Here is a 26,879-nt window from a genome sequence, read left to right on the forward strand (position 1 = left end):
ATGTCGCAGCCAGACGCCTCGACGCCGGTCCCGTCCGACGTCGACCGCACCCGCATCGCCCTCGCCGAGGCGTGGATCGCCCAGGACCCCGACCCCGAGACGCGCGCCGAGCTCGAGGCGATCCTCGCCCGCGTGCAGTCCGGCGACGCCGCGGCATCCACGGATCTCGCGGACCGCTTCGACCAGCGCCTCGCGTTCGGCACGGCCGGCCTCCGCGGCGAGATCGCCGCAGGGCCCAACCGCATGAACCGCGTGCTGGTCGCGCAGGCCGCGGCCGGACTCGCGGCGTACCTGCTCGAGCGCAGCACCGACGCGGCGCCCTCGGTCGTCATCGGCTACGACGGGCGACGCAACTCGGCGGTGTTCGCACGCGACTCGGCCGAGATCCTCGCCGGGGCGGGCGTGCGCGCCATCCTGCTGCCGCGACTCCTGCCGACGCCCGTGCTCGCGTTCGCCGTGCGCCACCTCGACACCTCCGCGGGCGTCATGGTCACGGCCTCGCACAACCCGCCCAACGACAACGGCTACAAGGTCTACCTCGGCGACCGCGACCACGGATCGCAGATCGTCTCGCCGGCCGACGCCGAGATCGCGGCGCACATCACCGGCGTCGCGGCCACCACGACCGTGCCCGAGCTCCCGCGGGGCGCGTTCGAGACGGCCGACGAGTCCGTCATCGACGCCTACGTGCACCAGACCGCGCTCGAGGCCGGGCACGCGCCCGCGGCCCAGCCGAAGGTCGTCTACACGGCCATGCACGGCGTCGGCTGGGAGACCGCCGCGCGCGTGCTCGCACAAGCGGGCTTCGACGCGCCCGCCCTCGTCGACGCGCAGATCGCCCCCGACGCCGCCTTCCCGACCGTCGCGTTCCCGAATCCCGAGGAGCCGGGCGCGATGGACCTCTCCTTCGCCAAGGCCCGCGAGGTCGGCGCCGACCTCATCGTCGCGAACGACCCCGACGCCGACCGGCTCGCGGTCGCCATCCCCGATGCGACCGCCGAGGCGGGGTACCGCCGGCTCACCGGCAACGAGGTCGGCCTGCTGCTCGGCTGGCGGGCGGCTCGTCACGCGGCCGGTGCCTCCGGCGACGGCGGAGCCGACGGCACGCTCGCCTGCTCGATCGTCTCCTCCCCCGGCCTCGAGGAGATCGCCGACGCGTACGACCTCGACTTCGAGGCGACGCTCACCGGCTTCAAGTGGATCTCGCGCGCGTCGAACCTCGTGTTCGGCTTCGAGGAGGCCCTCGGCTACCTGGTCAACCCCGGCACGGTGCGCGACAAGGACGGCATCTCGGCCGCGGTCGCGTTCCTCTCGCTCGCCTCCGAGCTCCGCGCCAACGGCCGCACGCTCGCCGACCACCTCGACGAGTTCGTCGAGCGGTTCGGATGCCACGTCTCGAGCCAGATCTCGATCCGGGTCACCGATCTGACCCGCATCGACGCCGTCATGGCCCGGCTTCGCGCCGAGCCGCCGGCCTCGGTCGGCGGCATCCGCGTCGAGCGCATCGAGGACCTCTCGCACGGGTTCGGGGCGCTCGCCCCGAGCGACGTGCTGCGGTTCGTCATCGAGGGCGGCGCCCGGGTCATGGTGCGCCCGAGCGGCACCGAGCCGAAGCTCAAGGTCTACCTCGACGCCGCCGCGCACGACGGCACGGTGGCCGAGCGACGCGCCGCGGCATCCGCAACGCTGGAGCGACTCGAGACGGGCATGCGCGACCTCATCGCGTGAGGCCGCCCCGCACCGGCGTCGGAGGCGTCGTGCGGGCGGCAGGCGGTTGGGGCGGTCGAGGCGAGCGCCCCACCGCCCGACCCGTCAGCCGAGCGACGCCTCGAGCTTGCCGCCGATCTCCTCGACGTCGAAGTAGTTGACGACCTCGATGATCTCGGCGTGATTGCGGCCGAGGGCCGTGCGCACCGCGCCGGCGAGCTCGGTCGAGGTGAGCACGACCTGGGCGTCGGATGCCGCGACCGCGACCGAGTCGAGGTCGCTCGCGTCGACCACGGCCGAGAGGCCGAGGCGACCGAGCGCCCGCTCGGCGTTCACCTTGAGGATGGCGGAGGTGCCGATGCCGGAGCCGCAGACCGCGATGATCTTCATGCGTTCGCCTCGGTGCCGGTCTCGGCGGTCGGTCCGTCGCCGAGCTCGCCGCCCGGTCCGGCGAGGCCGAGCAGCGTGCGCACCTCGTCGGCCGAGCTCGCGGCGGCGATGCGCGTGATGACCTGCTCATCGTTGAACACGTTCGCGAGCCGCGCCACCGACGCCACGTGCTCTTCGGCGTTCGCGACGGCGAGGCCGATGACCACGCAGACCGGGTCGTTGTGCGGGTGGCCGAATTCGACCGGCGTCGCGAGCGTCACGACCGAGAGTCCCTCGTGGAGCACGTCGGGGCCGGGGCGTGCATGGGCCAGCGCGAGTCCGGGAGCGATGACGACGTACGCGCCGAACTCCTCGATCACGCCGATCATGCGCTCGGTGTACTCGTCACGCGTCGCGCCGGCACGCGTGAGCGCCCGGCCGGATTCGCGGACGGCCTGCCGCCAGTCGTCGACTCGCGCGCCGAGGAGCACGGCCGAGTCGGGAAGCGACGGTGTCGTCATGGATGGATCCGTTTCAGCACGGGGATCGCGCGGGGTCGTGTTCAGGGTGGTTCGGAAGGATCGGCGTCGACCTCGTCGCGGTGTGCCGGGCGACCGCCCGGCGGCATCCGCTCAGGCCTCGTCGAACCCCTCGCGGATGAGCTCGGCGAGCTCGTCGCGGTCGTCGAGCGGAAGGAACGTGGCCGCAGCCGCGTTCAATTGGAAGGTCTCGAGGTCGTCGAGGTCGTAGCCGAACGCGTCGCTCAGCAATGCGAGCTCGCGCGTGATGCTCGTGGAGCTCATGAGCCGGTTGTCGGGGTTGACCGTGACCCGGAAGCCGAGCTGGTAGAGCAGGTCGAACGGGTGGTCGACGAGTTCGTCGCCCCAGGCCTGGATCGCACCGGTCTGCAGGTTGGAGGACGGGCTGAGCTCGAGGGCGATCTCGCGGTCGCGCACCCACTGGGCGATCGGCCCGAGCGAGACGTACGTGTTCTCGTCGTCCTGGCGCTCGATGACGAGGTCTTCGGCGAGACGCACGCCGTGGCCGAGCCGAAGGGCGCGGCCGTCGAAGAGCGCGCTGCGGATGGACTCGAGGCCGTCGGCCTCACCGGCGTGCACGGTGACCGGCAGGTACTGCCCGGCGAGGAAGTCGAACGCCGTGCGGTGGCGGCTGGCCGGGAACCCGGCCTCGGCTCCGGCGATGTCGAAGCCCACGACCCCGCGGTCGCGGTGACGCACGGCGAGCTCGGCGATCTCGAGGCCCCGGTCGGCGTGGCGCATGGCCGTCACCAGCTGCCCGGTGCGGATGCCGTGGCCGGCGTCGCGCGCGTCGTCGGAGCCCTGCTCGAGGCCCTCCTGCACGGCGGCGACGACCTCGTCGAGGTCGAGCCCGCCCGCGAGGTGCTGCTCGGGCGCCCAGCGGACCTCGCCGTAGATGACGCCGTCGGCCGCGAGGTCTTGCACGAACTCGCGGGCGACCCTCGTGAGCCCCTCGCGCGTCTGCATGACGGCGGTCGTCAGGTCGAAGGTCTTCAGGTACTCGACGAGCGAGCCCGAGTCGGACTTCTCGGCGAACCACGCGCCGAGCTCCTCGGCGTCGCGGCTGGGCACGTCGACGCCGGTGGCCTCGGCGAGCTCGATGATGGTCTGCGGACGCAGCCCTCCGTCGAGGTGATCGTGCAGCGAGATCTTCGGGAGGGCCTGGATGTTCGCGCCATCGCCCTCGAGCCGGTACTGCGTCGCATTCGTGTTCACGGCTCAACGATACCGGCGACGCCCCCGCGAAGTCTCGGCAATCTCAGAGCAATGGGCGAGGCGCGCCGCCGGCACCGATGTTTCGAGGTCAGCGACCGATGCGATCGGCGATGAGCGGGCCGCCGTCGGCGATCGCCTCGCCGGCGTCGCCGATGCGGTACGCACCCTCGACCGCGTCGAGTGCGCGGGCGAATCGTGCGGGCTCGTCGGCGAAGAGCGTGAAGAGCGGTTCGCCCTCGCGCACCGTGTCGCCGGGCTTCGCGTGCAGGTCGATGCCCGCCGCGTGGTGCACGGGATCCTCCTTGCGCGCGCGCCCGGCGCCCAAGCGCCACGCGGCGATGCCGAAGGGCAGCGCCTGCTGCTCGACGAGCACGCCGTCGCGGTCGGCGAGCACGGTGTGCGTCTCGCGGGCGACCGGCATCGCGGCATCGGGGTCGCCGCCCTGGGCGAGAACGAACGCGCGCCAGCTGTCCATCGCACGGCCGTCGTCGAGCGCGGCCTCGACGTCGGCGTCGCGCACTCCGGCGAGTTCGAGCATCTCCCTGGCGAGCGCGACCGTGAGCTCGCGCACGTCGGCCGGACCGCCGCCGGCGAGCACCTCGATGGACTCGCGCACCTCGTTGGCGTTGCCGATCGTGAGGCCGAGCGGCACGTTCATGTTGGTGATCAGTGCGGATGTCGCGACCCCGGCGTCCTCGCCGAGCTCGACCATGGTGCGGGCGAGCTCGCGCGAGCGCTCGATGTCCTGGAGGAACGCGCCGGAGCCGAACTTCACGTCGAGCACGAGCGCGCCCGTGCCCTCGGCGATCTTCTTCGACATGATCGACGAGGCGATGAGCGGGATCGCCTCGACCGTGCCCGTGATGTCGCGCAACGCGTAGAGCTTCTTGTCGGCGGGTGCGAGTCCGCTGCCCGCCGCGCAGATCACGCCGCCCATGTCGCGGAGCTGTGCGAACATCTCGTCGTTGGTGAGGTCGGCGCGCCAGCCCGGGATGGACTCGAGCTTGTCGAGCGTGCCACCGGTGTGCCCGAGGCCGCGCCCCGAGAGCTGCGGCACGGCGACGCCGAAGCTCGCGACCAGCGGCATCAGCGGGAGCGTGATCTTGTCGCCGACGCCGCCGGTGGAGTGCTTGTCGGTGGTGGGCTTGCCGAGGCCGCTGAAGTCCATGCGCTCGCCCGAGGCGATCATGGCCATCGTGAGGTCCCGGATCTCGCGTCGCGCCATGCCGTTCAGGAAGATCGCCATGGTCATCGCCGACATCTGCTCGTCGGCGACGTAGCCGCGCGTGTAGGCGTCGATGAGCCAGTCGATCTCGGCCGTCTCGAGCTCGTGCCCGTCGCGCTTGGCGCGGATCAGGTCGACCGCGTCGAACGCCTCGACGGCGCTCATGCGTCGGCCCCCCGGTACTCGGCCAGCTGTCGCGGTCCGAACGCGTCGGGCAGCACCTCGTCGATGGTCCTGAACCCCGAGACGGTCTCGAGCACCATGCCCTCGGCGGAGTGCTCGAAGAGCAGTTGCCGGCAGCGGCCGCAGGGCATCAGCACGTTGCCGTGGCCGTCGACGCACGTGAAGGCGACGAGCTTGCCGCCGCCCGACATGGCGAGCGCCGACACGAGCGAGCACTCGGCGCAGAGCGTCACGCCGTACGAGGCGTTCTCGACGTTGCAGCCGCTCACGACCCGTCCGTCGTCGACGATCGCCGCCGCGCCGACCGGGAACTCCGAGTACGGCACGTACGCCTTGGCCATGGCCTCCCGCGCGCGCTCGCGCAGGTCGTTCCAGTCGATCGCATCCGTTGCGGTCATGATGCTCCCCCGTTCCAGGATGGGTTTCTCGCCGTTCGCGTCGCGCCGCCGTCGGCGCGGCGCATCAGGCCTTGATGTACGGCTTGCCCGCCGCGGCCGGACCTCTGACCTTGCCCACGAGACCGGCGACCGCGATGATCGTCACCAGGTAGGGCAGCATGAGCATGAACTCGCTCGGCACGGGCGATCCGATCACCGACAGCGTGTTCTGCAGGTTCGAGGCGAAGCCGAAGAGCAGCGCCGCCAGGGTCGCCTTGATGGGGTCCCATTGGCCGAAGATCACCGCCGCGAGGGCGATGAAGCCCGCGCCCGCGGTCATCTCCTTGTTGAAGGCGATGCCGGAGCCGATGGTGAAGAAGGTGCCGCCGAGGCCCGCGATGGCGCCGGCGAGCGCGACGTTCCAGAAGCGCGTGCGGTTGACGTTGATGCCGACCGTGTCGGCCGCCTGCGGGTGCTCGCCGACCGCGCGGAGCCGGAGGCCCCATCGCGTGTGGAAGAGTCCGACGTAGACCGCCGCGACAGCGATGTACATGATGTAGACGATCACGGTCTGCCGGAAGAAGACCGGTCCGATGATCGGGATCTCGCTGAGCAGGGGGATCGGCATGCGTGGGAAGCGCGGCGGCGAGTTGAGCACTCCGGCGTTCGGTGCGAGCACCTGCGAGAAGAAGAAGCTCGTGAGGCCGGTGACGAGCACGTTCAGCACGACGCCGACGATCACCTGGTCGACGAAGTACTTGATCGAGAACGCCGCGAGCACCATGCCGACGAGGAGCCCCGCGACCATCGCGCCGACGACGCCGGAGATGAGCCCGACCCAGATCGACCCGGTCGAGGAGGCGACGACGGATGCCACGACCGCCGAGGTGAACGCGCCGGCCAGCAGCTGGCCCTCGATCGCGATGTTGATGACGCCGACGCGTTCGCCGATCACGCCCGCGAGCGAACCGAAGATGAGCGGGACGGCCAGGCTCAGCGAACCGAACAGGAGGCCGATCATCGGCAGCGTCGAGCCGGCGCCCGCCCAGGTGAGGAAGCCGAACAGGAAGAGCACCGCGAAGACGACGATGAGCCACAGCGGCACGCGCTTCTTGGAGGTGACGAGCCAGATCGAGTACGCCGTGACGGCTGCGAGCAGCACGATGACGGTCCAGAGTGCGGGCATCGCCGGGACGACGAGGTTCGGCACGATGATCGCGTCCTTCTCGGACGCGTTCAGCTTGTAGGTCGTGTCTCCGCTCCGCGGCGCGAAGACCGCGAGCGCGAGGGCGAGGAGCGTGAAGACGCCGAAGGCGATGGGCGCCTTCCAGCTCGTGACGACGGTCGTGTCGAGCGTGACGACCTGCGGTGCCGGGGCTGCGGACTCGGTTGCGGTGCTCACTTCGCCTCCACCTCCTTCGTGACGATCGGGGTCGGTCGTTTCGGGGTCTTCGAGGGATCGGGGAGGCGGAAGATCGTGCGCACCAGCGGCGGCGCCGCGATGAAGAGCACGATGAGCGACTGCACGACGAGCACGATGTCGATGGGGACGCCCTCGGCGGCCTGCATCGAGAATCCGCCGGCCTTGAACGCGCCGAACAGGATGCCGGCGGCGAAGATGCCCCATGGCGTCGACCGACCGAGCAGGGCGACCGTGATCGCGTCGAAGCCGATGCCGGCGTCGATGCCCGCGGTGAAGCCGGTGGTGACCGTGCCGAGCACCTGGCTGACCCCCGCGAGGCCCAGCAGGGCGCCCGAGATGAGCATCGCGTAGACGTACATCGACGGCACGTTGATGCCGGCCACGCGGGCGGCGTTCGGGTTCTCGCCGACGGCCCGGAACCGGAACCCGAGGCTCGAGCGGCTGAGGATCCACCAGACCAGGATCGTCGCGGCCACCGCGAGGATGAATCCGAAGTGCAGGTTGTACTGCGGACCCAGCAGGTCGAAGAAGACCGCCGTGTCCTTCATCGCGGGCGTCTTCGGGTTGGACGAGCCCGGGGCCTGCAGCAGGCCGGGCGTGCGCAGCATCCACGACACGAGGTAGAACGCGACGTAGTTGAGCATGATGGTCACGATGACCTCGTGCGCGCCCGTGCGTGCCTTCAGGAGGCCCGCCAGACCGCCCCAGAGGGCACCGCCGAGCAGTCCGCCGATGAGGGCGACGAACATGTGCAGCCCCACCGGCAGGTCGAAGCCGAAGGCGATCCAACCGGCGACGGATGCCGCGATGAGCATCTGGCCGCGACCACCGATGTTGAACATGCCGACGCGGAACGCGAGGCCGACGCCGAGGCCGCCCGCGATGAGCGGCGTCGCGAAGGTGAGGGTCTCGGTCAACGGCTTGATGCCGTCGGCGAAGCTGTCGCGACGGAAGTTGTAGATCGCGCCCTGGAAGAGGGCGACGTAGGCCCCGGAGACCGACTCCCAGATGGCGACGAAGGTGTCACCGGGTCGGGCGAAGAAGTAGACGCTGGTCTTCTGGACGTTCTCGTCGGTGAACGCGATCATGATCGCGCCGACGATGAGCGCGAGCACGACCGAGAGCACGGAGATCAGCGCGTTGCCGGTGACGATCTGCTGCCACATGGTGTGCCACCGCGACGGCGGAGGCACCTCGGCGGAGCCGGCGGGCGTGGCGGAGGTCAGCGTCTGCGCGGCTGCGGGATCCGCGGACGGCGTCGCCGGCTCGTCGGGCTCGGCCGGCCCCTTCGGGGTCTGCGCGTCGCTCATGCTGCGGCTCCTTCTTCGGGGTGTTCGCCGGCCATCATGAGGCCGAGCACGTCGCGCGGGGTGTCGCCGGGGACGATGCCGACCACCTTGCCGCGGTACATCACCATGATGCGGTCGGCGAGCGCCGCGACCTCGTCGAGCTCGGTGGAGACCACGACCACGGGGACGCCGCTGTCGCGGGCCTCGACGATGCGCTTGTGGATGAACTCGATGGAGCCGACGTCGACGCCGCGGGTCGGCTGGGCGGCCACGAGCAGGCGCAGCTCGCGGCTGAGCTCGCGCGCGAGCACGACCTTCTGCGCGTTGCCGCCGGAGAGCCGGCCCACCTTCTCGTCGATGCCCTGCGTGCGGACGTCGAACTCCGCGACCTTCTCGCGGGCGAAGTCGGCGAGCGCTCCGCGCTGGATGTTCGCGGCCTTGACGAAGGGCGCCCCGTCGGATCGGTCGAGCATGAGGTTCTCGGCGATCGTGAACTCGGCGACGAGGCCGTCTTCGTTGCGGTCCTCGGGCACGAACCCGACGCCGGCGCTGAGGATGTCGCGCACGCTCCGGCCCGTGAGCTGCACCCCGTCGAGCTCGACGGAGCCGCGAACCCGCGGCTGCAGGCCCACGAGGGCCTCGGTGAGCTCGGTCTGCCCGTTGCCCTGCACGCCGGCGACCGCGAGGATCTCGCCCCGGCGCACCTCGAAGCTCACGTCGTTGACGACGAGCTGGCCGATGTGGTCGATGACGGTGAGTCCCGACACGGTCAGCGCCGCCTCGCCGAGGGTGGGCGGGTCCTTGTGCACCGTGAGCTCGACGGCCCGGCCGACCATGAGCGAGGCGAGTTCGGTGTTCGAGGCGGTCGGCGAGGCCTCGCCGACGACCTTGCCCAGGCGGATCACGGTGATGCGGTCGGCGACCTCGCGCACCTCGCGCAGCTTGTGGGTGATGAAGACGATCGAGGTGCCCGACTGCTTGAGCTGGCGCATGATCTGCATGAGCTCGTCGGTCTCCTGCGGCGTGAGCACGGCCGTGGGCTCGTCGAACACGAGCACCTTCGCGTCGCGCGAGAGCGCCTTGATGATCTCGACCCGCTGCTGCACCCCCACCGGGAGGTCGTCGACGAGCGCATCGGGGTCGACGTGGAAGCCGAACCGCTCGGAGATCTCGCGCACCTTCGCGCGGGCCGCCGGGAGGTCGAGGAATCCACCGCCCTTGGTGGACTCGTTGCCGAGCATGACGTTCTCGGCGACCGTGAAGACGGGGATGAGCATGAAGTGCTGGTGCACCATGCCGATGCCGGCCGCCATCGCGTCGCCGGGGCCCGCGTACTGCTGCACCCGGTCGTCGAGGAGGATCTCCCCCTCATCGGCCTGGTACAGGCCGTAGAGCACGTTCATCAGCGTCGACTTGCCTGCGCCGTTCTCACCGAGCAGGCAATGGATCTCGCCGGCCTCCACGGTGAGGTCGATGTGGTCGTTGGCGACCAGGCTGCCGAACCGCTTCGTGATTCCGCGAAGTTCGAGCTTCATGTCACCGATCCTAGAAGAAGAGGCAGCATCTGCAGCAGGTGCTGCGCCGATGTTGGGACGGATGCCGCAGCTCCGCTCAGATGTTGTCCGATGCGCGCGGACGCGCCATCGGGGTGCGCCCTGGGACGCGCATCGGGGAGGCCGGCATCACCGACCTCCCCGATGCAGTCACCTCGTGTTACTCGGCGAGGTAGGAGTTCACGACCACGTCACCCGAGATGATCGAGGCCTTGAGGGCGTCGAGCTCGTCGGGGAGCGTGTCCGAGATCTTCGACTCGAAGTCGTGGAACGGCGCGAGGCCGACGCCCTCGTTCTCGAGCGTGCCGATGAACGGGGTCGGGTCGAACTCGCCGTTGCCGGCGGCCAGCACGGCCTCGTAGGTTCCGACGTCGATGCCCTTGCGGATCGAGGTCAGCAGCAGCTCGGCGACGCTGGGGTCGGTCTCGTAGACGTCGGCGTCGACGCCGATGAGGGCGATCTCACGGCCGGACTCGCCGATCGCCGCAGCAGCGGACTGGTAGATCGGTCCACCGACGGGCAGGAGCACGTCGACGTTCTGGTCGATCAGCGCCTGCGCGGTCTGGCGCGCCTGGTCGTTGGCCTCGAAGCCGCCCGTGAACGAGCCGTCGGTGCCGTCCCAGCCGACGACCTTGACGTCCTTGCCCTTCTCGGCGACGTAGTAGTCGACACCCTGCTTGTAGCCGTCCATGAAGATGGAGACGGTCGGGAAGTTCATGCCGCCGAACGTGCCGACGACGCCCGTGGTCGTGAAGTCGGCCGCCGCGTAGCCCGCGAGGAAGGCCGCCTGCGCGGTGTCGAAGAGGATCGGCTTGATGTTCTCGGAGTCGACGGTGCCGTCGAAGTCGTTGTCCGCCGCGTCGTCGATGATGACGTACTCGACGTCGGGGTTGGCGAGGGCCGACTCGACCGTGGCGGCCGAGAGCGCGAAGCCGACGGTGACGATGAGGTCGCAGCCCTGGTCGACGAGGCTCGTCAGGTTGGGGGCGTACTCGGTCTCGTCCTTGGACTCGACGGTCTTCGCCTCGACGCCGAGCTCGTCGGCGGCCTTGGTGATGCCCTCGAAGCCGAGCTGGTTGAACGACTTGTCGTCGAATCCACCGGCGTCGGAGACCATGCAGGGCAGGAAGTCGACGGCGGCCTCGGTGCTGTCTCCCGAGTCGTCGGGGGCGGAAGCGCAACCGGCGAGCAACGCGGCTGCACCGAACATCGCGAGACCGGCGAATCCGGCCTTCTTGGTCGTGACCTTCACTGTGTCCTCCAAATCGTGCGCCCTGAACCCGGAACGGGGGGCCGTGTGGTCACGTTACCCAATGTTGCGAGCAGAGCCGCGGTACTTTGCGCGCGCGACATCCAATGGTTATGAAGACGCGACATTCTGCTCATATGAGCACGGACGACTCCCCCTCGCGCGGGGGGCATGCGTCGCGAACAGGCGAGCGCGTCAGGGCGCGCTCGGCGAATCCACGACCACGTCGCCGGCGATGATCGCCTGTCGCAGGCCCTCGATCTCGCCGTCGAGCTCGGGCGACACGAGGGAGGCGAGGTCGTGGTAGGGCGCGATCTCGACGCCCGCGTTCTCGAGCGTGCCGACGTACGGCTCGTTCGTGAACGCGTCGTCCTGAACGTCGCCGACGATCTGCACCATCGCGTCCTGCGTGTTCTTCAGCACGCTCGTGAGGATCACGGGGCGGTACTGCGCGGGCAGCGTCTCGTAGCCGTCGCTGTCCACCCAGACGATCGAGACGTCGCCGTGCTCGAGCGCCGCGGCGGCCGCCCCTTCGCCGACCTGACCGGCGACCGGGAGGATCACGTCGGCGCCCTGGTCGATGATTCCGGCCGTCAGCGTCTTGCCCTTGTTGACGTCCTCGAAGTCGCCGGTGAAGGCGCCGTCCTGGGTCCCCTTGTTCCACCCGAGCGCCAGGACGTCCGTACCGTGCACCGCGTTGTACTTCGCGACCCCGTCGACGAAGCCGTCCATGAACAGCGTGACGGGCGGCTGGTTGCCGCCGCCGAAGGTCGCCACGACGCCCGTCTTGGTCACGCCCGCGGCGAGGTAGCCCGCGAGGAAGGAGGCCTGCGCCGTGTCGAACACGACGGGCTTCACGTTCGGCGCGTCGACGGACTCGTCGACGATCGCGAACGCGACCTCGGGGTTCGCCTCCGCCTGCGCCAGCGTCGGGTCTGCGAGCTCCCAGCCGACCGTCACGATGAGCCCGCAGCCGGAGTCGACGGCCTGCTCGACGTTGGGAGCGAGGTCGGTCTCGCCGGTCGAGACGATCGCCTCGGCCTCGACGCCGAGCTCGTCCTCGGCCTGCTGCAGCCCCTCCCAGCTCGACTGGTTGAAGGAGCGGTCCTCAAGCCCCCCGGAGTTGGTCACCATGCGCACGCAGCCGGCATCGGCATCCGCCGTCGGCTCGGCCTCGGGTGCCGGCTGGCAGCCCGTCAGCAGCACGGATGCCGCGACCAGCGCGATCCCGAACCCGATCCCCTTGCGCGACATCCGTTCCTCCCCGGTCGAACCGAATTCGTCAGAGCACGTCGCCCGAGCCACCGAGGCGGAGCGCGTCGACGACCGCCTTCACGCGCTGCGCGTGCTCGCTCGTGGTCACGAGCAGTGCGTCGGGCGTGTCGACGACGACGATGTCCTGCACGCCGATGAGGCTGATCACGCGCTTCGAGCGGCTGATCACGATGCCGCTGGACGCGTCGGCGAGCACGCGCGCATGCTCGCCGAGGATGGCGAGCTCACCCGATCGGCCCGAGGAGTTGAGCTTGGCGAGCGACGCGAAGTCGCCGACGTCGTCCCACTGGAAGTGCCCGCGCACGACGACCAGGCGCCCCGCGTCGGCGGCCGGCTCGGCGACCGAGTAGTCGATCGCGATCTTTTCCAGCGTCGGCCAGATGCGGTCGACGGCCGGGCCGCGGGTCGCCGGGTCGTCCCAGGCGGCCGCGAGCTCGATGAGGCCGGCGTGCAGCTCGGGCTTCGTGCGCGCCAGCTCTTCGAGGAGCGTCGACGCCTTGGCGATGAACATGCCGGCGTTCCAGAGGTGCGCGCCGCCGTCGACGTAGCGCCGTGCGGTCGCGAGGTCGGGCTTCTCGACGAAGTTGGCCACCATCTCGACGCGAGCGGCACCCTCGAGGGCGAGCTCGGAGCCGCACTCGATGTACCCGAAGCCGACCGCCGGCTCCGTCGGCGTGATGCCGATGGTCGCGATGTAACCCGCCCGTGCGGCCGTGATGGCATCGGCGACGGCCGAACGGAACAGTGCGCTGCCCGAGATGACGTGGTCGGCCGCGAACGACCCGATGATCACGCCCGGCTCGCGGAGTTCGAGGATCGCCGCCGCGAGGCCGATCGCCGCCGTCGAGTCGCGAGGCTCGGACTCGAGCACGACGTTCTCGTCGCTCAGGTCGGGCAGCTGCGACTCGACCGCCGCCCGGTGCGCGCGACCCGTGACCACCATGATGCGCTGGTCGCCCGAGAGCGGCGCGAGGCGATCCCACGTGTCCTTCAGCAGGGTCTGGCCCGAGCCCGTGAGGTCGTGCAGGAACTTCGGCGCGTCCGCCCGCGAGAGCGGCCAGAGCCGGGAGCCGACGCCGCCGGCCGGGATGACGCTGTAGAACCCGTCGAACGGGACGGAGTGCGCAGACATGAGTCCGAGGATAGCGGGCAGAGGCCCCGGCGGGCGGGGAACGCCCGCACGCGGCATCCGCATTTAACATTCGAGATATCTCGATGTCGAGAGAGTTAGGCAGCCCTTAGCGGCGGCGGGACAGCCCCGGGACTACAATCGCATCGGGTCGTTCGGCCCGTTCGCGCCCTGAATCGAGGGCCATCACACAGCCAGGGAGGGTTGTTCATGCCAGAGAACTCGGCAGGAACCCTGACCGCACCCCCGAAGCCGGCGAAGCAGAAGCCCGGTGGCACGCTGTACCGCGGCCGCGAGGGAATGTGGTCGTGGGTATTGCACCGCATCACGGGTGTCGCCATCTTCTTCTTCCTGCTGGTGCACATCCTCGACACCGCACTCGTGCGGGTCAGCCCCGAGGCGTACAACGCCGTCATCGGCACGTACCAGACGCCCATCATGGGCCTCGGCGAGGTCGCCCTCGTGGGCGCGATCGTGTTCCACGCCTTCAACGGCGTGCGCATCATCCTGGTCGACCTGTGGGCCTGGGCGACGCGTCACCAGAAGCTGCTGTTCTACATCGTCATCGCCCTCTGGGTCGTCACGATGCTCGGCTTCGCGCCCCGCCACCTCATGAACGTCTTCAGCCACTAGGAGCGCAGACATGTCCGTCATCGAAGCGCCTCGCAGCCAGGCACGCCCCGCACGCAAGCGCGGCGTGAACCTGGAGAAGTGGGGCTGGATCTACATGCGAGCCAGCGGCGTCGTGCTGCTCGTGCTCATCTTCGGCCACCTCTTCGTCAACCTCCTGGTCGGCGAGGGCGTCAAGGCCATCGACTTCGGGTTCGTCGGCGGCAAGTGGGCCGACCCGTTCTGGCAGTGGTGGGACGTGCTGATGCTCTGGCTCGCACTCATCCACGGCGCCAACGGCATGCGCACGATCGTGAACGACTACACGAACCCCGGCGCGACGCAGAAGGTGCTGAAGGGCGCGCTCTTCGTCGCCGCGGCCGTGCTCATCGTGCTCGGCACCCTCGTGGTCTTCACCTTCGACCCGTGCCCCGCCGGCTCCCCCGCAGACCTGCTTCCCTCGTTCTGCCCCGCTGTCTAGGAGAACCGTGACTTCCCAGAGCGCACACGTCGAGACGAAGGTCGTCGACGGAGTCCACTACCACCAGTACGACATCGTCATCGTCGGCGCCGGCGGCGCCGGCATGCGTGCGGCGATCGAGGCCGGCCCCGGCGCGAGGACCGCCGTCATCTCCAAGCTCTACCCGACGCGCTCCCACACGGGAGCCGCGCAGGGCGGCATGGCGGCCGCGCTCGCGAACGTCGAGGAGGACAGCTGGGAGTGGCACACCTTCGACACCGTCAAGGGCGGCGACTACCTCGTCGACCAGGACGCGGCCGAGATCCTCGCGAAGGAGGCCATCGACGCGGTCATCGACCTCGAGAACATGGGTCTGCCGTTCAACCGCACGCCCGAGGGCAAGATCGACCAGCGCCGCTTCGGCGGGCACACGCGCGACCACGGCAAGGCGCCCGTGCGTCGCGCCTGCTACGCGGCCGACCGCACCGGGCACATGATCCTGCAGACGCTGTTCCAGAACTGCGTGCGGCTCGGCATCGAGTTCTACAACGAGTACTACGCGCTCGACCTCATCATGACCGAGGTCGACGGCGTCGAGCAGCCCTCGGGCATCGTCGCGTACGAGCTCGCCACCGGCGAGCTGCACGTCTTCCAGGCCAAGGCGATCATCTTCGCCACCGGCGGCTTCGGCAAGATCTACAAGACCACCTCCAACGCGCACACCCTCACGGGCGACGGCGTCGGCATCATCTGGCGCAAGGGCCTCCCGCTCGAGGACATGGAGTTCTTCCAGTTCCACCCGACCGGACTCGCCGGCCTCGGCATCCTCCTCACCGAGGGCGCCCGAGGCGAGGGCGCGATCCTGCGCAACGCGAGCGGCGAGCGCTTCATGGAGCGATACGCGCCCACCATCAAGGACCTGGCCCCCCGCGACATCGTCGCGCGGTGCATGGTGCAGGAGGTCGCCGAAGGACGCGGCGCCGGCCCCCACAAGGACTACGTGCTGCTCGACTGCACGCACCTCGGCGCCGAGGTCCTCGAGACCAAGCTCCCCGACATCACCGAGTTCGCGCGCACCTACCTGGGCGTCGACCCGGTGTACGAGCCCGTCCCGGTCATGCCGACCGCGCACTACGCGATGGGCGGCATCCCGACGAACGTGGCCGCAGAGGTGCTCCGCGACAACGAGACCGTCGTCCCGGGCCTCTACGCCGCGGGCGAGTGCGCCTGCGTCTCGGTGCACGGCTCCAACCGCCTCGGCACGAACTCGCTGCTCGACATCAACGTCTTCGGCAAGCGCGCCGGCCGCAACGCGGTCGAGTACGTCAAGACCGCGGAGTTCACGCCGCTGCCCGAAGACCCCGCTGCCGGCATCCGCGAGATGCTGCAGCTGCTCCGCGACTCCGACGGCACCGAGCGCATCGCCGCGATCCGCAAGGAACTGCAGGACGAGATGGACAAGAACGCGCAGGTGTTCCGCACCGACGAGTCCCTCGCCCACGTCACGAACGTGATCGCAGGCCTCCGCGAGCGCTACAAGAACATCGCCGTGCAAGACAAGGGCAAGCGGTTCAACACCGACCTGCTCGAGGCCGTCGAGCTCGGCTTCCTGCTCGACCTCGCCGAGGTCGTCGTCTACTCGGCGCGCAACCGCCAGGAGAGCCGCGGCGGCCACATGCGCGACGACTTCCCGAAGCGCGACGACGAGAACTTCATGCAGCACACCATGGCCTATCTCTCGGGCGACGCCCACTCGGCCGACGCGGCCGACCACATCCGGCTCGGCTGGAAGCCCGTGACCATCACCCGGTACCAGCCGATGGAGAGGAAGTACTGATCGTGAGCACCACCACGCTCGAGCAGCCGCCGGCAGCGGAGGCGGCCATCCAGTCGTTCACCGTCACGTTCCTGATCCGCCGGTTCGACCCCGATGTCGACACCGAACCGCGCTGGCAGGACTTCGACGTCGAGATGTACGCCACCGACCGCGTGCTCGACGCCCTCCACAAGATCAAGTGGGAGCAGGACGGCTCGCTCACGTTCCGTCGTTCCTGTGCGCACGGCATCTGCGGGTCCGACGCGATGCGCATCAACGGCCGCAACCGGCTCGCGTGCAAGACCCTCATCAAGGACCTCGACATCTCGAAGCCCATCTACGTGGAGGCCATCAAGGGCCTGCCGCTCGAGAAGGACCTCATCGTCGACATGGAGCCGTTCTTCGCGAGCTACCGCGAGGTGCAGCCCTTCCTCATCGCCAACTCGACACCCGAGGCCGGCAAGGAGCGCGTGCAGTCGATCGCCAAGCGCGAGATCTTCGACGACACCACCAAGTGCATCCTCTGCGCGGCGTGCACCTCGTCGTGCCCCGTCTTCTGGACCGACGGGCAGTACTTCGGCCCCGCGGCCATCGTGAACGCGCACCGGTTCATCTTCGACGACCGTGACGACGCGGCATCCGTTCGCCTCGACATCCTGAACGACAAGGAAGGCGTGTGGCGCTGCCGCACGACCTTCAACTGCACCGACGCGTGCCCCCGCGGCATCGAGGTCACCAAGGCCATCGCCGAGGTCAAGCAGGCCATCATGCGGGGCAAGCCCTGACGATCGCCGCAGCGACCTCGTCGCGCTGAAGAAGGGCCGATGCGATTCGCATCGGCCCTTCTTCGTTCCCCGGTCGCGTTCCCCCTCGCTCCCGGGTGGCGATCACGGCGGCCCGGCGGGGTCAACCACCGCCCGGCCGCCGCGGATCAGTCGCCGGCCGCCTCCCGGCGTCGCCGCACCATCACCCAGACCACGGCGAGTCCGCCGAGGAACAGCAGGCCGGCCGCTCCCCAGATCCAGGGCCCGGTCGAGAACCCGGTGACCGCCGTGCCGCCGAGGAGCGTCACCGTGACGGTGTCGTCGGCGCACTCCGTGACCGGATCGGGATCGTCCGCCGTCTGCCAGCAGACCTCACCGGTGTTGTCGATCGTCGAGACCGTCGTGCCGGGCTTCACGTGCACCGCCAGGTCGATGACCGGCGCTGTGGTGAAGTTCGGCCCGAGCTGGCCGAGCAGGTCGCAGTGCAGCGTGCCGCCGTAGCCGCTCGAGTCCTGCCCGGTCACCTCGCAGTCCTCCCAGCGGGGGAACGCCGGTGCCGGTGCCGTGGTGATCTCGTCGACCCGAAGGTGCGTCGGGATCTCGTCGAACACCTCGGTCGGATCCGTCGCCCCCGTGCCGACCGACGTCACCTGCAGCGAGTAGCTGAAGTCGCCGTCGGCCTTCGTGCTGGCGACGCTCGCGGTCTTCTCGATGTCGAGTTCGGCCGGTCGGTCGACCGCACAGGTCGGGAGCGCCTGCGGGTAGACCGCGAGCACGGTCTGGCTCGGGTTCACCGAGAACTCGATGGATGCCGGGTTCTCCATGTCGCGCCAGGCGTAGCTGGGCAGGCTGTCATCGAGGATGAGGTCGAGGAACCGGGTGCCGGGAGTCGGCGGGTTCGTGAGGTCCTCCTCGGTGATCGGACGCCAGCCCGGGAACTGGTACGGCAGTCCGTCAGCGTCGACCGCGGCGCCCGGCCACAGGAGCCGGCCCTCACGGTCATCCCACGGGATCGTCTGCACCTTGGTCTGCGTGCCGTCGGCCGAGGTCCACGTCACCGTGATGTCGCCGGGGGTGACGTTCTCGGTCGTCCGCACGTCGTAGTACAGCCACGGGACATCCGCGACGCATCGCACGTACGCTCCGGCATCGACCTTCTTCACCGGCACCTCGGCATCGGCGCAGTCGTTGTCGGGGAAGATGTCGCCGACGTTGCCCTCGGGGACTTCGAGCGCCAGAGCCGCGATCCCCGGTGCCGGCGGCTCGTAACCGCTGGTCGCCACACACGCGTCCAGGTTCGGAATCACCTGGTTCTCGGGGAAGTCCGGCAGGACCGGAGCGGGATCGTCGGGCCCGACGGCCGGCGGCGCGTCGACCACGACGGGAAGCACCCGCACCGGGATCGTGATCGTCGCGACCTGACCCTCCACGAAGGTTCCCGTGTAGTTGGCCGTGAACTGGTTGCCCACGGTCGACTCCGTCCAGTTCTCGGGAGCCTCGAACGTGGCCGGCCCGGTGATCTCGAGCTGAGGATCGATGAGGTCCGTCACCTCGAGGTCCTGCACGTCCACTCCGTTGTTCGTGACCGTGAGCACCCAGTCGAAGGTGTTGTCCTCGGTGTCGTCCACCGCGGTCACCCCGTCGGGCAGCAGAGCCGTCTTCTCGATGCCCACGTCGACGATCGGGATGTCGACGCAGTCGCTGATCGGCGTGGTGATCGTGCCGGTGGTGAACTCACCGCCGTTGTAGAAGCCGTGGCCGCTCGTGTCCTCGACGCACTTCGCATCGTCGATGTTCGTGATCGTGTCGACCTTCACTGTTGCGGTGATGGTCCAGACCTCGACGGTCGGGCCCCCCTCGGTCCCCGCGGGGAGCAGTCGACCATCGGCGAGCACGGCGTCGGGAGCGACGCCGGTCCATCCGACGACCGGGTCGCCGGCGGGATCGAAGGCCTCGGCCGTGAACGTCGTGCCCGCCGGGAATGCCGGCGTGTCGCTCAGGTCGTAGTACTGGTCCTTGTCACTCGCGTTGGACACCGTGATCTCGTACGAGACATCGAACGTGCCGTCGCCGTTGTAGACGGGCTCACCCGCAACCTGCTTCTCGGCGAAGGAGGTGCCGGGCTCGTCGCAGTCGGTGCGCACGGTCGGCAGGTCGTCGACCGTGAGCGTCGCGACGTTGCGGAAGCCGCCGGGCTCGAACATCTCATCGCTCGAGCACTGCGTGGTGTCCTCGGTCCAGGCGCCCTCGGTGACCGTTGCGACGACGGTCACGTCGTAGGTGTGGGTCTCTCCCGCACCGAGCGCCTGACCTTCGGCGAGCGTGGCGTCGAGGTCGTCGGGCAGGCCCGCCCACTCGCCGTCCCGGCCGTCGGAGCTGGTCCACGATGCCTCGTCGACCGTGATGCCCTCACCGAACTGGTCGAGCGTGTCGACGAGGTCGTACTCGAGCGGCGAGACGCCGCTCGTGTTCTCGACCTCGATCGAGTACTCGACGAGCCACGTGCCGTCGGGCTGCTGCTCGGCCGACGTCACCGTCTTCTCGAACGTGTACGTGGCCGGCAGGGCGGTGTTCGTGATCGTGCAGGTCACGTCGTCGCCGGGCTGGAGCGTCACGGCCGAGTCGTCGAGCGCGATGGGCGCTCCCTCGGCGTTCACGCAGGTCCAGTCGCTCGCCGTGAACTCGCCGGCCTCGTCGAAGCTCGCGGCCTCGGCCAGGTCGTACGCCACGTTCGAGTCGACCGCGCCGGTGGCTCCGCCGTCGCCCGACAGCACCGGAGTGCCGTTGTCGCTGGCGGTCAGCGTCCAGAGCGTCGGCGGGAAGTCGGTGGCGACGTCCTCGGGCTCCACGACCTTGACGAGCGTGAGCTCGGGCGCGATGTCCGTGTTCGTGATCTCGCACTCGACGCTCGCGCCGAACTCGTTCACCGTGAGCGTGGCGCTCGTGTCGGTCGCGCCGGCCACCAGGGTGAAGGCATCCTCACCGAGATCGGACTCGCAGGTCCAGGTCGCGGAGACCTCGTACTCGACGCCGTCCTCCCAGATCGTCGAGACCTCGTTGAGCGCGTAGCCCACGCCGACCTCGACCGTGCCGTTCGCCGTGCCGTCACCGCTGAAGGTGTCGGTGTCGTCGCCGACGTTCTCGCCGCTCAGCGTCCAGTCCTCGGCCACGGCGTCGCCGCCGTGCTGGTTGTCGACGACCTTGGTGAGGGTCACCGACTGCGTGCAGTCGACGTAGTTGACGACCTCGAACTCGTTGACCGCGCCTTCCAGCACCTCGTCACCGAGCCCAGTGGTCGAGTCAGCGTCGAGCGAGCATCGGGCGCCCTCGGGCGTCGCGACATCCGTCTCGTCGATGTTCACCGAGCCGCCGGCCGTGTACGGTCCGTAGACCGTGTCCCAGTCGGAGGACACGTCGTCGAGCACCAGCGTCGCGCCGAAGCCGGCGGGAAGCTGGTCGCTGTCCCAGGCGATGGGGGCGCCGCCGTTGATCACCCAGAACTTCGTGACCTCGACCGTCACCGGCACGTCGCCGCAGTCGTCGGCCTCGTAGTCGTCACCGGAGGTGACCACGGCGAGGTTCAGGAGGCCGTGGCCGTCGGTGCCGTCGCCGGCGCAGACCAGGCCCTCGGCCGGGGCATCCGCATCGACCGTGAACGTGACCGTCACCGTGAAGGTGTGCGTCGCGCCGCCCGCCAGGGGCTCGTCGGTGACCACCGTCGTGTCGTCGTCGCCGTTCCAGCCGGGGTTGACCGTGACGTCGGACGAGGTGACGGATGCGCCGGTGATGACCACGCCGTCGGCGAAGTCGGGCGTGTCGCTGAGGTCGTAGACCAGCTCCTGGTCATCGCTCGTGTTGTGCACGGTGATGGTGTAGCTCGCCGTCCACTCGCTCGCGTCGCCGGTGACCGGGCCGTCGAAGGTCTTCGTCACCTCGGGCTTCGCGGGAAGGCCGCAGCCCGTGTCGTACGTCGGCTGGCCGCCGGGCGTCGTCAGGGCGACCTCGTTGAGGAAGCCGACGTTCGGGTCCCCCTCGGAGGGCGAACACGTGTTGGTGGCCGGGTCCGCGAATGCCGCTTCATCAACCTCGGCCGTGACCGTCACGGTGTAGCTGTGCACCGCATCGATGCCGATGACTCGCGGCGTCCCGACGATGGTCGTCGTCGGCTCGGCCTCGGGGTCGGTCCAGGTGCCGTTCTCGGTCGGGTCGTCGGCGTTCTCCCACTCGGCCGAGAGGATGTCGACCTCGGGACCGAAGCGGAGCGTGTCGTCGAGGACGTAGCGCGAGACGAACTCGGCGTTGCCCGTGACGGTGACGTCGTAGACGAGGGTCCAGACGCCGTCGCCGCCCTGCGTCACCGTCGGGTCGCCCTTCTCGACCGTCGGCTCGCCGCCGCGGCTGATCTCGGTGCAGTCCTCGTCGGTGCGCACGATCTCGCCCGAGGTCAGGATGCCCTCGTTCAGGAAGCCGACGCCGTCGGGGTTGTTCTCGCTCTGGCACTCGAGCTCCTCAGGAGCGACGGCGCCGGACGGCGCATCGACGTTGAGGACGACGGTGTAGACATCGACCTCACCTGCCGCGATGGCCTGGTCCTCGACGACCGTGAACTCCGAGCCGTCGTACGGACTCACCGGCGCTCCGCCGTCGATCGCGTAGCTGAGGTAGTCGACGCCGGCGGGGAACGCCGGGTCATCCGTCAGCGTGTAGAAGGACGGCTTGGCGCCCGGGTCGGTGTTGGACACCGTGAGCGTGTAGGTCACGTTCCACGTGGCGTCGGGCTGCTGCGACGCGGTCGCGCCCGACTTCACGATCTTCGGTGCGCTCGGGGTTTCGCAGGCCGACTTGTCGGTGTCGACGCCCGCGACCGTGAGGGTCGCCGTGTTGAGGAAGGCACCCGATCCGGGACCGGTCGGGCAGGCCGTCTGGGCCGGCGTGAGCTCGGGCCCGGCGACGGCGATGCCCGTCACGGTGATGCGATACGTGTCACTCGGGTCGGGGTCGCCCGCCGCGAGGTAGGCGTTGTCGGCGAGCACGCCGCCGTTCGTCCACCCGGCGATCGGCGCGCCGTTCTTCGTCGCCGAGTAGGTGCCCCCGGTGATGCCGGTGCCGAAGTGCGTCGTGTCGGCGAGGTCGTAGACGCCGCCGACCGCGCCGGTGTTCGTCACCACGATGTCGTAGGCGATGCTCCAGGTGCCGTCGACCGCTTGCGAGACCGACCCCGGCACGACGGACTTCGTGTGGGTGATCGTCGGCGGGTTGATGACGACGCAGCCCGTGGCATCCGTCGACTGGTTGCCCGCGACGACGGTCGCCGTGTTGTTCAGGCCGTCGGCACTCGGGCAGATGAACTCGGCGTCGTCGGAATCGAGGCGCACCGTCACCGTGATGTCGTACACGTGCGCCGCCGCACCGCCGGCGAGGGCGATGTCATCGGCGAGCAGCGTGTTCGGAGTCTGGCCGGTCCACGTGGGAACCGTCGTGACGCCCGCCGGCTTCGCGACGACGACCGGGGTGCCGACGATCTCGGCCGCGGCCGGAAGATCGAGGGCGTCGCCGAGGTCGTAGACCACGCCGGTCGTGGCGGACGGGTTCGTGACCGTGATCCTGTACGGGAGGGTCCACGTGCCGTCACCGTTGTCGACGGCCGTGCCGCCCACCTTGGCGATGGTCGGCTTCACCGGAACCGTGCAGTCCTGAGCCGGGTAGTCGACGCCCGCCACGGTCATGACGGCCGTGTTGAGGAAGCCGACCGTGCCGGGGGTCCCGGCGTCGCAGGCGGTCGGGCTGGTGCCCCCGAAGTCGGTGCCCGGTGCGACGGTCGCGTTGACCGTCACGTGCCAGGTGTGCGATGTGCCCTTGACGAGCGTCGGCTCACCGGCGAACGCCTGGACGTCGGTGAACGGAACCGTCCACGAGGTGCTCGCGCCCGGCGGCGCCGGCAGCGTGTTCTGGTAGCTCGCGCTGTTCACGGTGACGTTGCTGCCGAACTTGAGCTGGTCGGTCAGGCTGTACGTGAGGTCCTGGAAGTTGCTCGGGTTGGTCACGACGATGTCGTATCCGACGTTCCACGAGCCGTCGGCGTTCGGGGTCGGGACCGCCGCCGTCTTCGTGATGGTCGGGACCACCGGCTTCAGCGTGTTCGTGACGACGCAGGATGCCTCGTCTCCCGGCGAGAGCGCCGCGAGCACGGGTCCGGCGATCGCCGGTCCGCCGTTCACGAAGCACTGCCACGTGCCGGCCTGGAACTCGCCGGCGTTCGGGAGCGACGTGGTCTCGGCGAGGTTGAAGGCGACGCCCGCGGGCACGCTCACGAACTGGCCGGACGTGCCGCCGGCACCGGTCGCGACGACGGTGGCGTTGTCAGCTCGGCTCGCGCTCAGCGTCCACGACGTCTTGTCGGCCACGCCCGTGGGCGAGACGACCTTGTCGAGGGAGATCTTCGGCAGTTCGGCGATGTTCGTGAACACGCAGATCGCCGACTCCGTCGGGTCGAGCGTGATGTCGGTGACATCCACGTAGGTGCCCTCGGGCCCGACGTTGCACTGGAGCGACTCGAGGTCGTATCCGGCCGGACCGTTCGCCTCGGAGAGTTCGTACGTCACGCCGGGGCGGACGAGGATCGTCGTGCCACTCGTCACCGTCGACGAGACGATGCCCGCGGGCGGGTCGACCGGAGCGGCGGTGAGGTCCCAGTCGGCGGGCAGGGCGTCGCCGCCGTTCGCGGGGTTCACGACCTTGCGGAGTTCGACCTGGGCGGTCTGGTTCACCGCGGTGCACTGCACCCAGTTGCCGAAGCCGACGTTCACGCCGCCATTGAGGCCGCCGGCGTTGCCGCCGGTCGGGTTGCCGTCCGCGTCGAGCGGCACGCACGCCCAGCTGCCCGTCGAGCCGGGCACCGCGAGCACGGGATCACGGTTGTCGACCTGCAGGTAGCGCGGGTCGCCGTCGGACTCGGCGAGGGCGTAGACCACGCCGGGCGTCACGGTGCCGGTGACACCGTCGCCGGAGTCGTTGCCGGCCGGGAAGTTCGTCGGGCCGTTGATCGCGTCGAGGGTCCAGAGGTCGGTCGCCACACCTCCGCCGACGACCTCCTTGCGCAGCGTCAGCTTGGTCGGGCAGGTGATGGTGTTCGTGATCTGGACGTTGTTCAGTCCGCCCAGGAGGGTGAGCGAGTACGCTCCGCCCCCGAGGTCGAAGTCGGCCCCGGCGTCGTTCACCTCGGTGACTCGCTGGCTGACGAGCTCGCACGTCGTGGGAAGTTGCGTGAGCTGCTCGGTGATCGGAATGGACTGCCCGGCGGTGAAGCCGCCCACCTCGGTGCCGAACCCGGTGGTCGCGCCGTTCACGTTGGCGTTGCCGACGAGCGAGGGGTCCTGCGAGCCGTTCGGGACGGCGGGCTGCCCGTTGACGGCCCAGAGCTTGTCGACCACGACACTCGCGGCGGGGTTCGGAGCCTGGTTGAAGAAGATGCAGCTCACGGCCGTCGTCGGACTGACGGGTACGTTGATGCCCGGCTGGCCCGGAACGGAGTTGTTGTTCGTGACCCCGGCGATCGGGGTGTCGGTGTTGAGATCGCGACAGGTCGCGTTCAACGCGCCCTGCGGAATGACCGTGTGCCCGCTCTGCTGCGTCTCGCGGATGACCACGGTGCCGGCGTTCGTGCCGCCGGCGAAGTCGAGCGGGTAGCTGATGACGCCCGTGACCGGAGCCGTCAGGCCATCGGCCGGGTTCGGGGTGTTCACGGTGACGCCGGTCGACGGCTCGGTCGCCGAGATCGCCCAGCCGCCTGCGGCCTGGGCGTCGTCGATCGTGCCTCCCGGCGGGACGACCGCCTTGGTCACCGACACTGCTCCCTGGCAGTTGCCGAGGGCGATCTGCTTGAGGGCGGCCCCGGCAGCGGCGTAGTCGGCGGTCTGGTAGTAGTCGGCCGCGGTCGCGTTGCTGCCGTTGAAGGGGATGCCGCCCGAGATCGCGCGCAGGTTGAGGGCCGTGTCCGCGTTCGTGACACCGGACCCGACACCGAGCGCGATCACGCGGGTCGCCTCGGACTTGATCGAGTTCGCCGAGAAGACGGCGTTCTCGACCTCACGGGTGCGGGTGAAGTTGCCCGGGGTGGTCTCGGTGCCGTACACCGTCGGGTTGCCATCGGTGAGGATGATGGCGACGTCGTACTGCGTCGGGGAGTTCGCGACCTGCCAGAGGCCGCGGTCCCAGTTCGTGGTGCCGCTCGTGGGAGCCGTCAGGCCGTTGATGTAGCCGTTCACGATGTCGGCGGCGGGCTGGTTCGACACCGAAGCGATGCTCCGGTTCTGGTTGTTGGCGCCCGGGGCGGGCGCCGACTGGGCGAAGGTGAAGAGGCCGACGCGCGAGGGGGTGCCCACGAGCGAGTTGACGAGCGTGACACCGGCCGCACGGGCCTGCACGATCGCGGGGTTCACCGACCCGGAGAGGTCCATGATGAGTGCGACGTCGAGGCCGCACTGCTGGGGCAGCAGCGGGTTGACCCGCGAGCTCTGCCAGACGCCGCCGGAGGCGTCGCGGTTCGTGTTGCCCGTGCCGACCATGAACTCGGCCGGCGGGGTCGTGCCGTACGTGTTGCCGGCGCGGATCTGCCAGCCCGCGGGCGTCGGCCCGGGAGGATCGATCAGCGCGCCGACGCGGAAGCTGTAGCTCGTCTGCTGGTTGTCGCCGCCGAAGGCGTCGCCGGTGCGGAGCGACGGGTTCGTGAAATGCGTTCCCGGGGCGGAGATCTGACGGACCCACATCTCGCGGTCGCGGTTCACGCCTCCGTCGCCGGTGTTCGGGATGACGAAGTTGCAGTCGCCGTCGGCGTCGGCGGTACAGGTGAACAGCTGAGTACCACCGGTGCGCGTCGTGTAGAGGCCGAGCTGCACGCCCTGGAGGGCGGAGATGGAGTTGGGGTCGGAGAGCGAGCGCACGTCACCCGTGCGAACGGTGATGACCGCTTCTCCGGCGCCGGGTTCGGGCACGACGAGGGCGTTGACCTCGCCCTCGTCGGCGGCCTTCTTCGCCGCCTTCTTCTGCGGCTCGGCCGTGGGCTCCTCGGTCGCGGGCTCCTCCTCGGTGACCGGCTCCTCTGCCGGCTCCTCCGACGGCGGCGTCGACTCCTCAGTGGGCGTCTCGCTCGGCGTGTCGGTGGGTTCCTCGCTCGGCGTCTCAGCCGGCTCCTCACTCGGCTCGGCCGTCTCCGTCACCTCAGTGGTCGCCTCGGACTCGGTCGTCGCGGCATCCGTCGACTCGCTCGTCGTAGGATCGGCCGGCGCATCCGTCGGGTCGGCGAAGGCCATGGTGGGCAGCCCGACCACCAGGAGACCGCCGACGGCGATCGAGGCGATCACGCCGCGAAGCGTTCGTGACCGTTCGGCCTCGCGCCGGCGGCGCTCCCTCCGAGGGTGCTGTGCGGAGTCGTCGTGTCGGGTGCCGAACCAGTTGCTCATCGTCGTTCAACCTTCGCGTCGCGTCAGACTGCGGAATGTGAGGATTACGCAGGTGAGCCGAGTCAACCACTCGCGAGGGAGGGTCCGACAGGGCACGGACGTGCCCAGTACGGGGGACATTCGAAACGAGTTCCCCGGGAATTCAAGGGTTTTCGTGCTGCGTCCCCACTTTGGGGGGTCTGCTGCGTCACGGGCAGGTTCGCGGATGCCTCGGGCGCGACCCCGGCAGGAGAATCGGC

The 26,879-nt window shown here is 69.6% G+C and carries 17 protein-coding genes; 5 read left to right on the forward strand and 12 right to left on the reverse strand.

Translation table 11 applies throughout. The features are described 5' to 3' along the window. Complete coding sequence (locus ACR3IO_RS00160; RefSeq protein ID WP_434069154.1) at window positions 1-1,728, forward strand: phospho-sugar mutase; 1,728 nt, start codon at window positions 1-3, stop codon at window positions 1,726-1,728. Between the two features lie 84 nt (window positions 1,729-1,812). On the opposite strand, the gene ACR3IO_RS00165 is transcribed toward ACR3IO_RS00160, so the two are convergent. The 11 genes from ACR3IO_RS00165 to ACR3IO_RS00215 all read right to left on the reverse strand — a co-directional run bounded on the left by ACR3IO_RS00165 (window position 1,813) and on the right by ACR3IO_RS00215 (window position 13,536). After that, window positions 1,813-2,097, reverse strand: coding sequence for a PTS sugar transporter subunit IIB (locus tag ACR3IO_RS00165; protein ID WP_434069155.1), 285 nt, complete (start codon window positions 2,095-2,097; stop codon window positions 1,813-1,815). Further along, on the reverse strand, window positions 2,094-2,597 hold the full coding sequence (locus ACR3IO_RS00170; RefSeq protein ID WP_434069156.1) for a PTS sugar transporter subunit IIA: 504 nt from the start codon (window positions 2,595-2,597) through the stop codon (window positions 2,094-2,096). Before ACR3IO_RS00170 ends, ACR3IO_RS00165 begins: the two co-directional genes overlap by 4 nt. A gap of 111 nt (window positions 2,598-2,708) precedes the next feature. Continuing rightward, the gene (locus tag ACR3IO_RS00175) at window positions 2,709-3,830 is read right to left on the reverse strand and encodes an adenosine deaminase (protein WP_434069157.1); all 1,122 of its coding nucleotides are present in this window, start codon (window positions 3,828-3,830) and stop codon (window positions 2,709-2,711) included. 88 nt (window positions 3,831-3,918) lie between these two features. Then, the gene (locus ACR3IO_RS00180) at window positions 3,919-5,220 is read right to left on the reverse strand and encodes a thymidine phosphorylase (RefSeq protein WP_434069158.1); all 1,302 of its coding nucleotides are present in this window, start codon (window positions 5,218-5,220) and stop codon (window positions 3,919-3,921) included. Beyond that, window positions 5,217-5,636, reverse strand: coding sequence for a cytidine deaminase (locus ACR3IO_RS00185; protein ID WP_434069159.1), 420 nt, complete (start codon window positions 5,634-5,636; stop codon window positions 5,217-5,219). The genes ACR3IO_RS00180 and ACR3IO_RS00185 overlap by 4 nt, the downstream gene beginning before the upstream one ends. Window positions 5,637-5,700: 64 nt before the next feature. After that, the gene (locus ACR3IO_RS00190) at window positions 5,701-7,017 is read right to left on the reverse strand and encodes an ABC transporter permease (RefSeq protein WP_434069160.1); all 1,317 of its coding nucleotides are present in this window, start codon (window positions 7,015-7,017) and stop codon (window positions 5,701-5,703) included. Then, window positions 7,014-8,348, reverse strand: coding sequence for an ABC transporter permease (locus ACR3IO_RS00195; RefSeq protein WP_434069161.1), 1,335 nt, complete (start codon window positions 8,346-8,348; stop codon window positions 7,014-7,016). Before ACR3IO_RS00195 ends, ACR3IO_RS00190 begins: the two co-directional genes overlap by 4 nt. Beyond that, window positions 8,345-9,862 (reverse strand): ABC transporter ATP-binding protein, encoded by a 1,518-nt coding sequence (locus ACR3IO_RS00200; RefSeq protein WP_434069162.1) that lies wholly within the window; start codon window positions 9,860-9,862, stop codon window positions 8,345-8,347. The genes ACR3IO_RS00195 and ACR3IO_RS00200 overlap by 4 nt, the downstream gene beginning before the upstream one ends. A gap of 178 nt (window positions 9,863-10,040) precedes the next feature. Next, on the reverse strand, window positions 10,041-11,132 hold the full coding sequence (locus ACR3IO_RS00205) for a BMP family lipoprotein (RefSeq protein WP_434069163.1): 1,092 nt from the start codon (window positions 11,130-11,132) through the stop codon (window positions 10,041-10,043). A 192-nt stretch (window positions 11,133-11,324) separates the two neighbouring features. Continuing rightward, window positions 11,325-12,383 carry a BMP family lipoprotein gene (locus ACR3IO_RS00210; RefSeq protein WP_434069164.1) on the reverse strand — a complete coding sequence of 353 codons (1,059 nt, stop codon included), beginning with the start codon at window positions 12,381-12,383 and terminating at the stop codon, window positions 11,325-11,327. Window positions 12,384-12,411: 28 nt separating this feature from the next. After that, the gene (locus tag ACR3IO_RS00215) at window positions 12,412-13,536 is read right to left on the reverse strand and encodes a mannose-1-phosphate guanylyltransferase (protein ID WP_434069165.1); all 1,125 of its coding nucleotides are present in this window, start codon (window positions 13,534-13,536) and stop codon (window positions 12,412-12,414) included. Window positions 13,537-13,743: 207 nt separating this feature from the next. On the opposite strand from ACR3IO_RS00215, the gene sdhC reads away from it, so the two are divergent. Genes sdhC through ACR3IO_RS00235 form a run of 4 tightly spaced genes read left to right on the forward strand, consistent with a single transcriptional unit; the run spans window position 13,744 to window position 17,203 of the window. Further along, the gene (gene sdhC, locus ACR3IO_RS00220; protein WP_434069166.1) at window positions 13,744-14,166 is read left to right on the forward strand and encodes a succinate dehydrogenase, cytochrome b556 subunit; all 423 of its coding nucleotides are present in this window, start codon (window positions 13,744-13,746) and stop codon (window positions 14,164-14,166) included. A gap of 10 nt (window positions 14,167-14,176) precedes the next feature. Continuing rightward, the gene (locus tag ACR3IO_RS00225) at window positions 14,177-14,623 is read left to right on the forward strand and encodes a succinate dehydrogenase hydrophobic membrane anchor subunit (protein ID WP_434069167.1); all 447 of its coding nucleotides are present in this window, start codon (window positions 14,177-14,179) and stop codon (window positions 14,621-14,623) included. 7 nt (window positions 14,624-14,630) lie between these two features. Further along, window positions 14,631-16,439 (forward strand): succinate dehydrogenase flavoprotein subunit, encoded by a 1,809-nt coding sequence (gene sdhA, locus ACR3IO_RS00230; protein WP_434069168.1) that lies wholly within the window; start codon window positions 14,631-14,633, stop codon window positions 16,437-16,439. Between the two features lie 2 nt (window positions 16,440-16,441). After that, window positions 16,442-17,203 (forward strand): succinate dehydrogenase iron-sulfur subunit, encoded by a 762-nt coding sequence (locus ACR3IO_RS00235; protein WP_434069169.1) that lies wholly within the window; start codon window positions 16,442-16,444, stop codon window positions 17,201-17,203. 146 nt (window positions 17,204-17,349) lie between these two features. Here ACR3IO_RS00235 and ACR3IO_RS00240 read toward each other — a convergent pair whose 3' ends face one another. Next, window positions 17,350-26,541, reverse strand: coding sequence for a hypothetical protein (locus ACR3IO_RS00240; protein WP_434069170.1), 9,192 nt, complete (start codon window positions 26,539-26,541; stop codon window positions 17,350-17,352). Window positions 26,542-26,879 lie beyond the last annotated feature (338 nt).

Origin of the sequence: Agromyces sp. Marseille-Q5079, assembly GCF_051016555.1 — a bacterium.
GTDB lineage: Bacteria > Actinomycetota > Actinomycetes > Actinomycetales > Microbacteriaceae > Agromyces.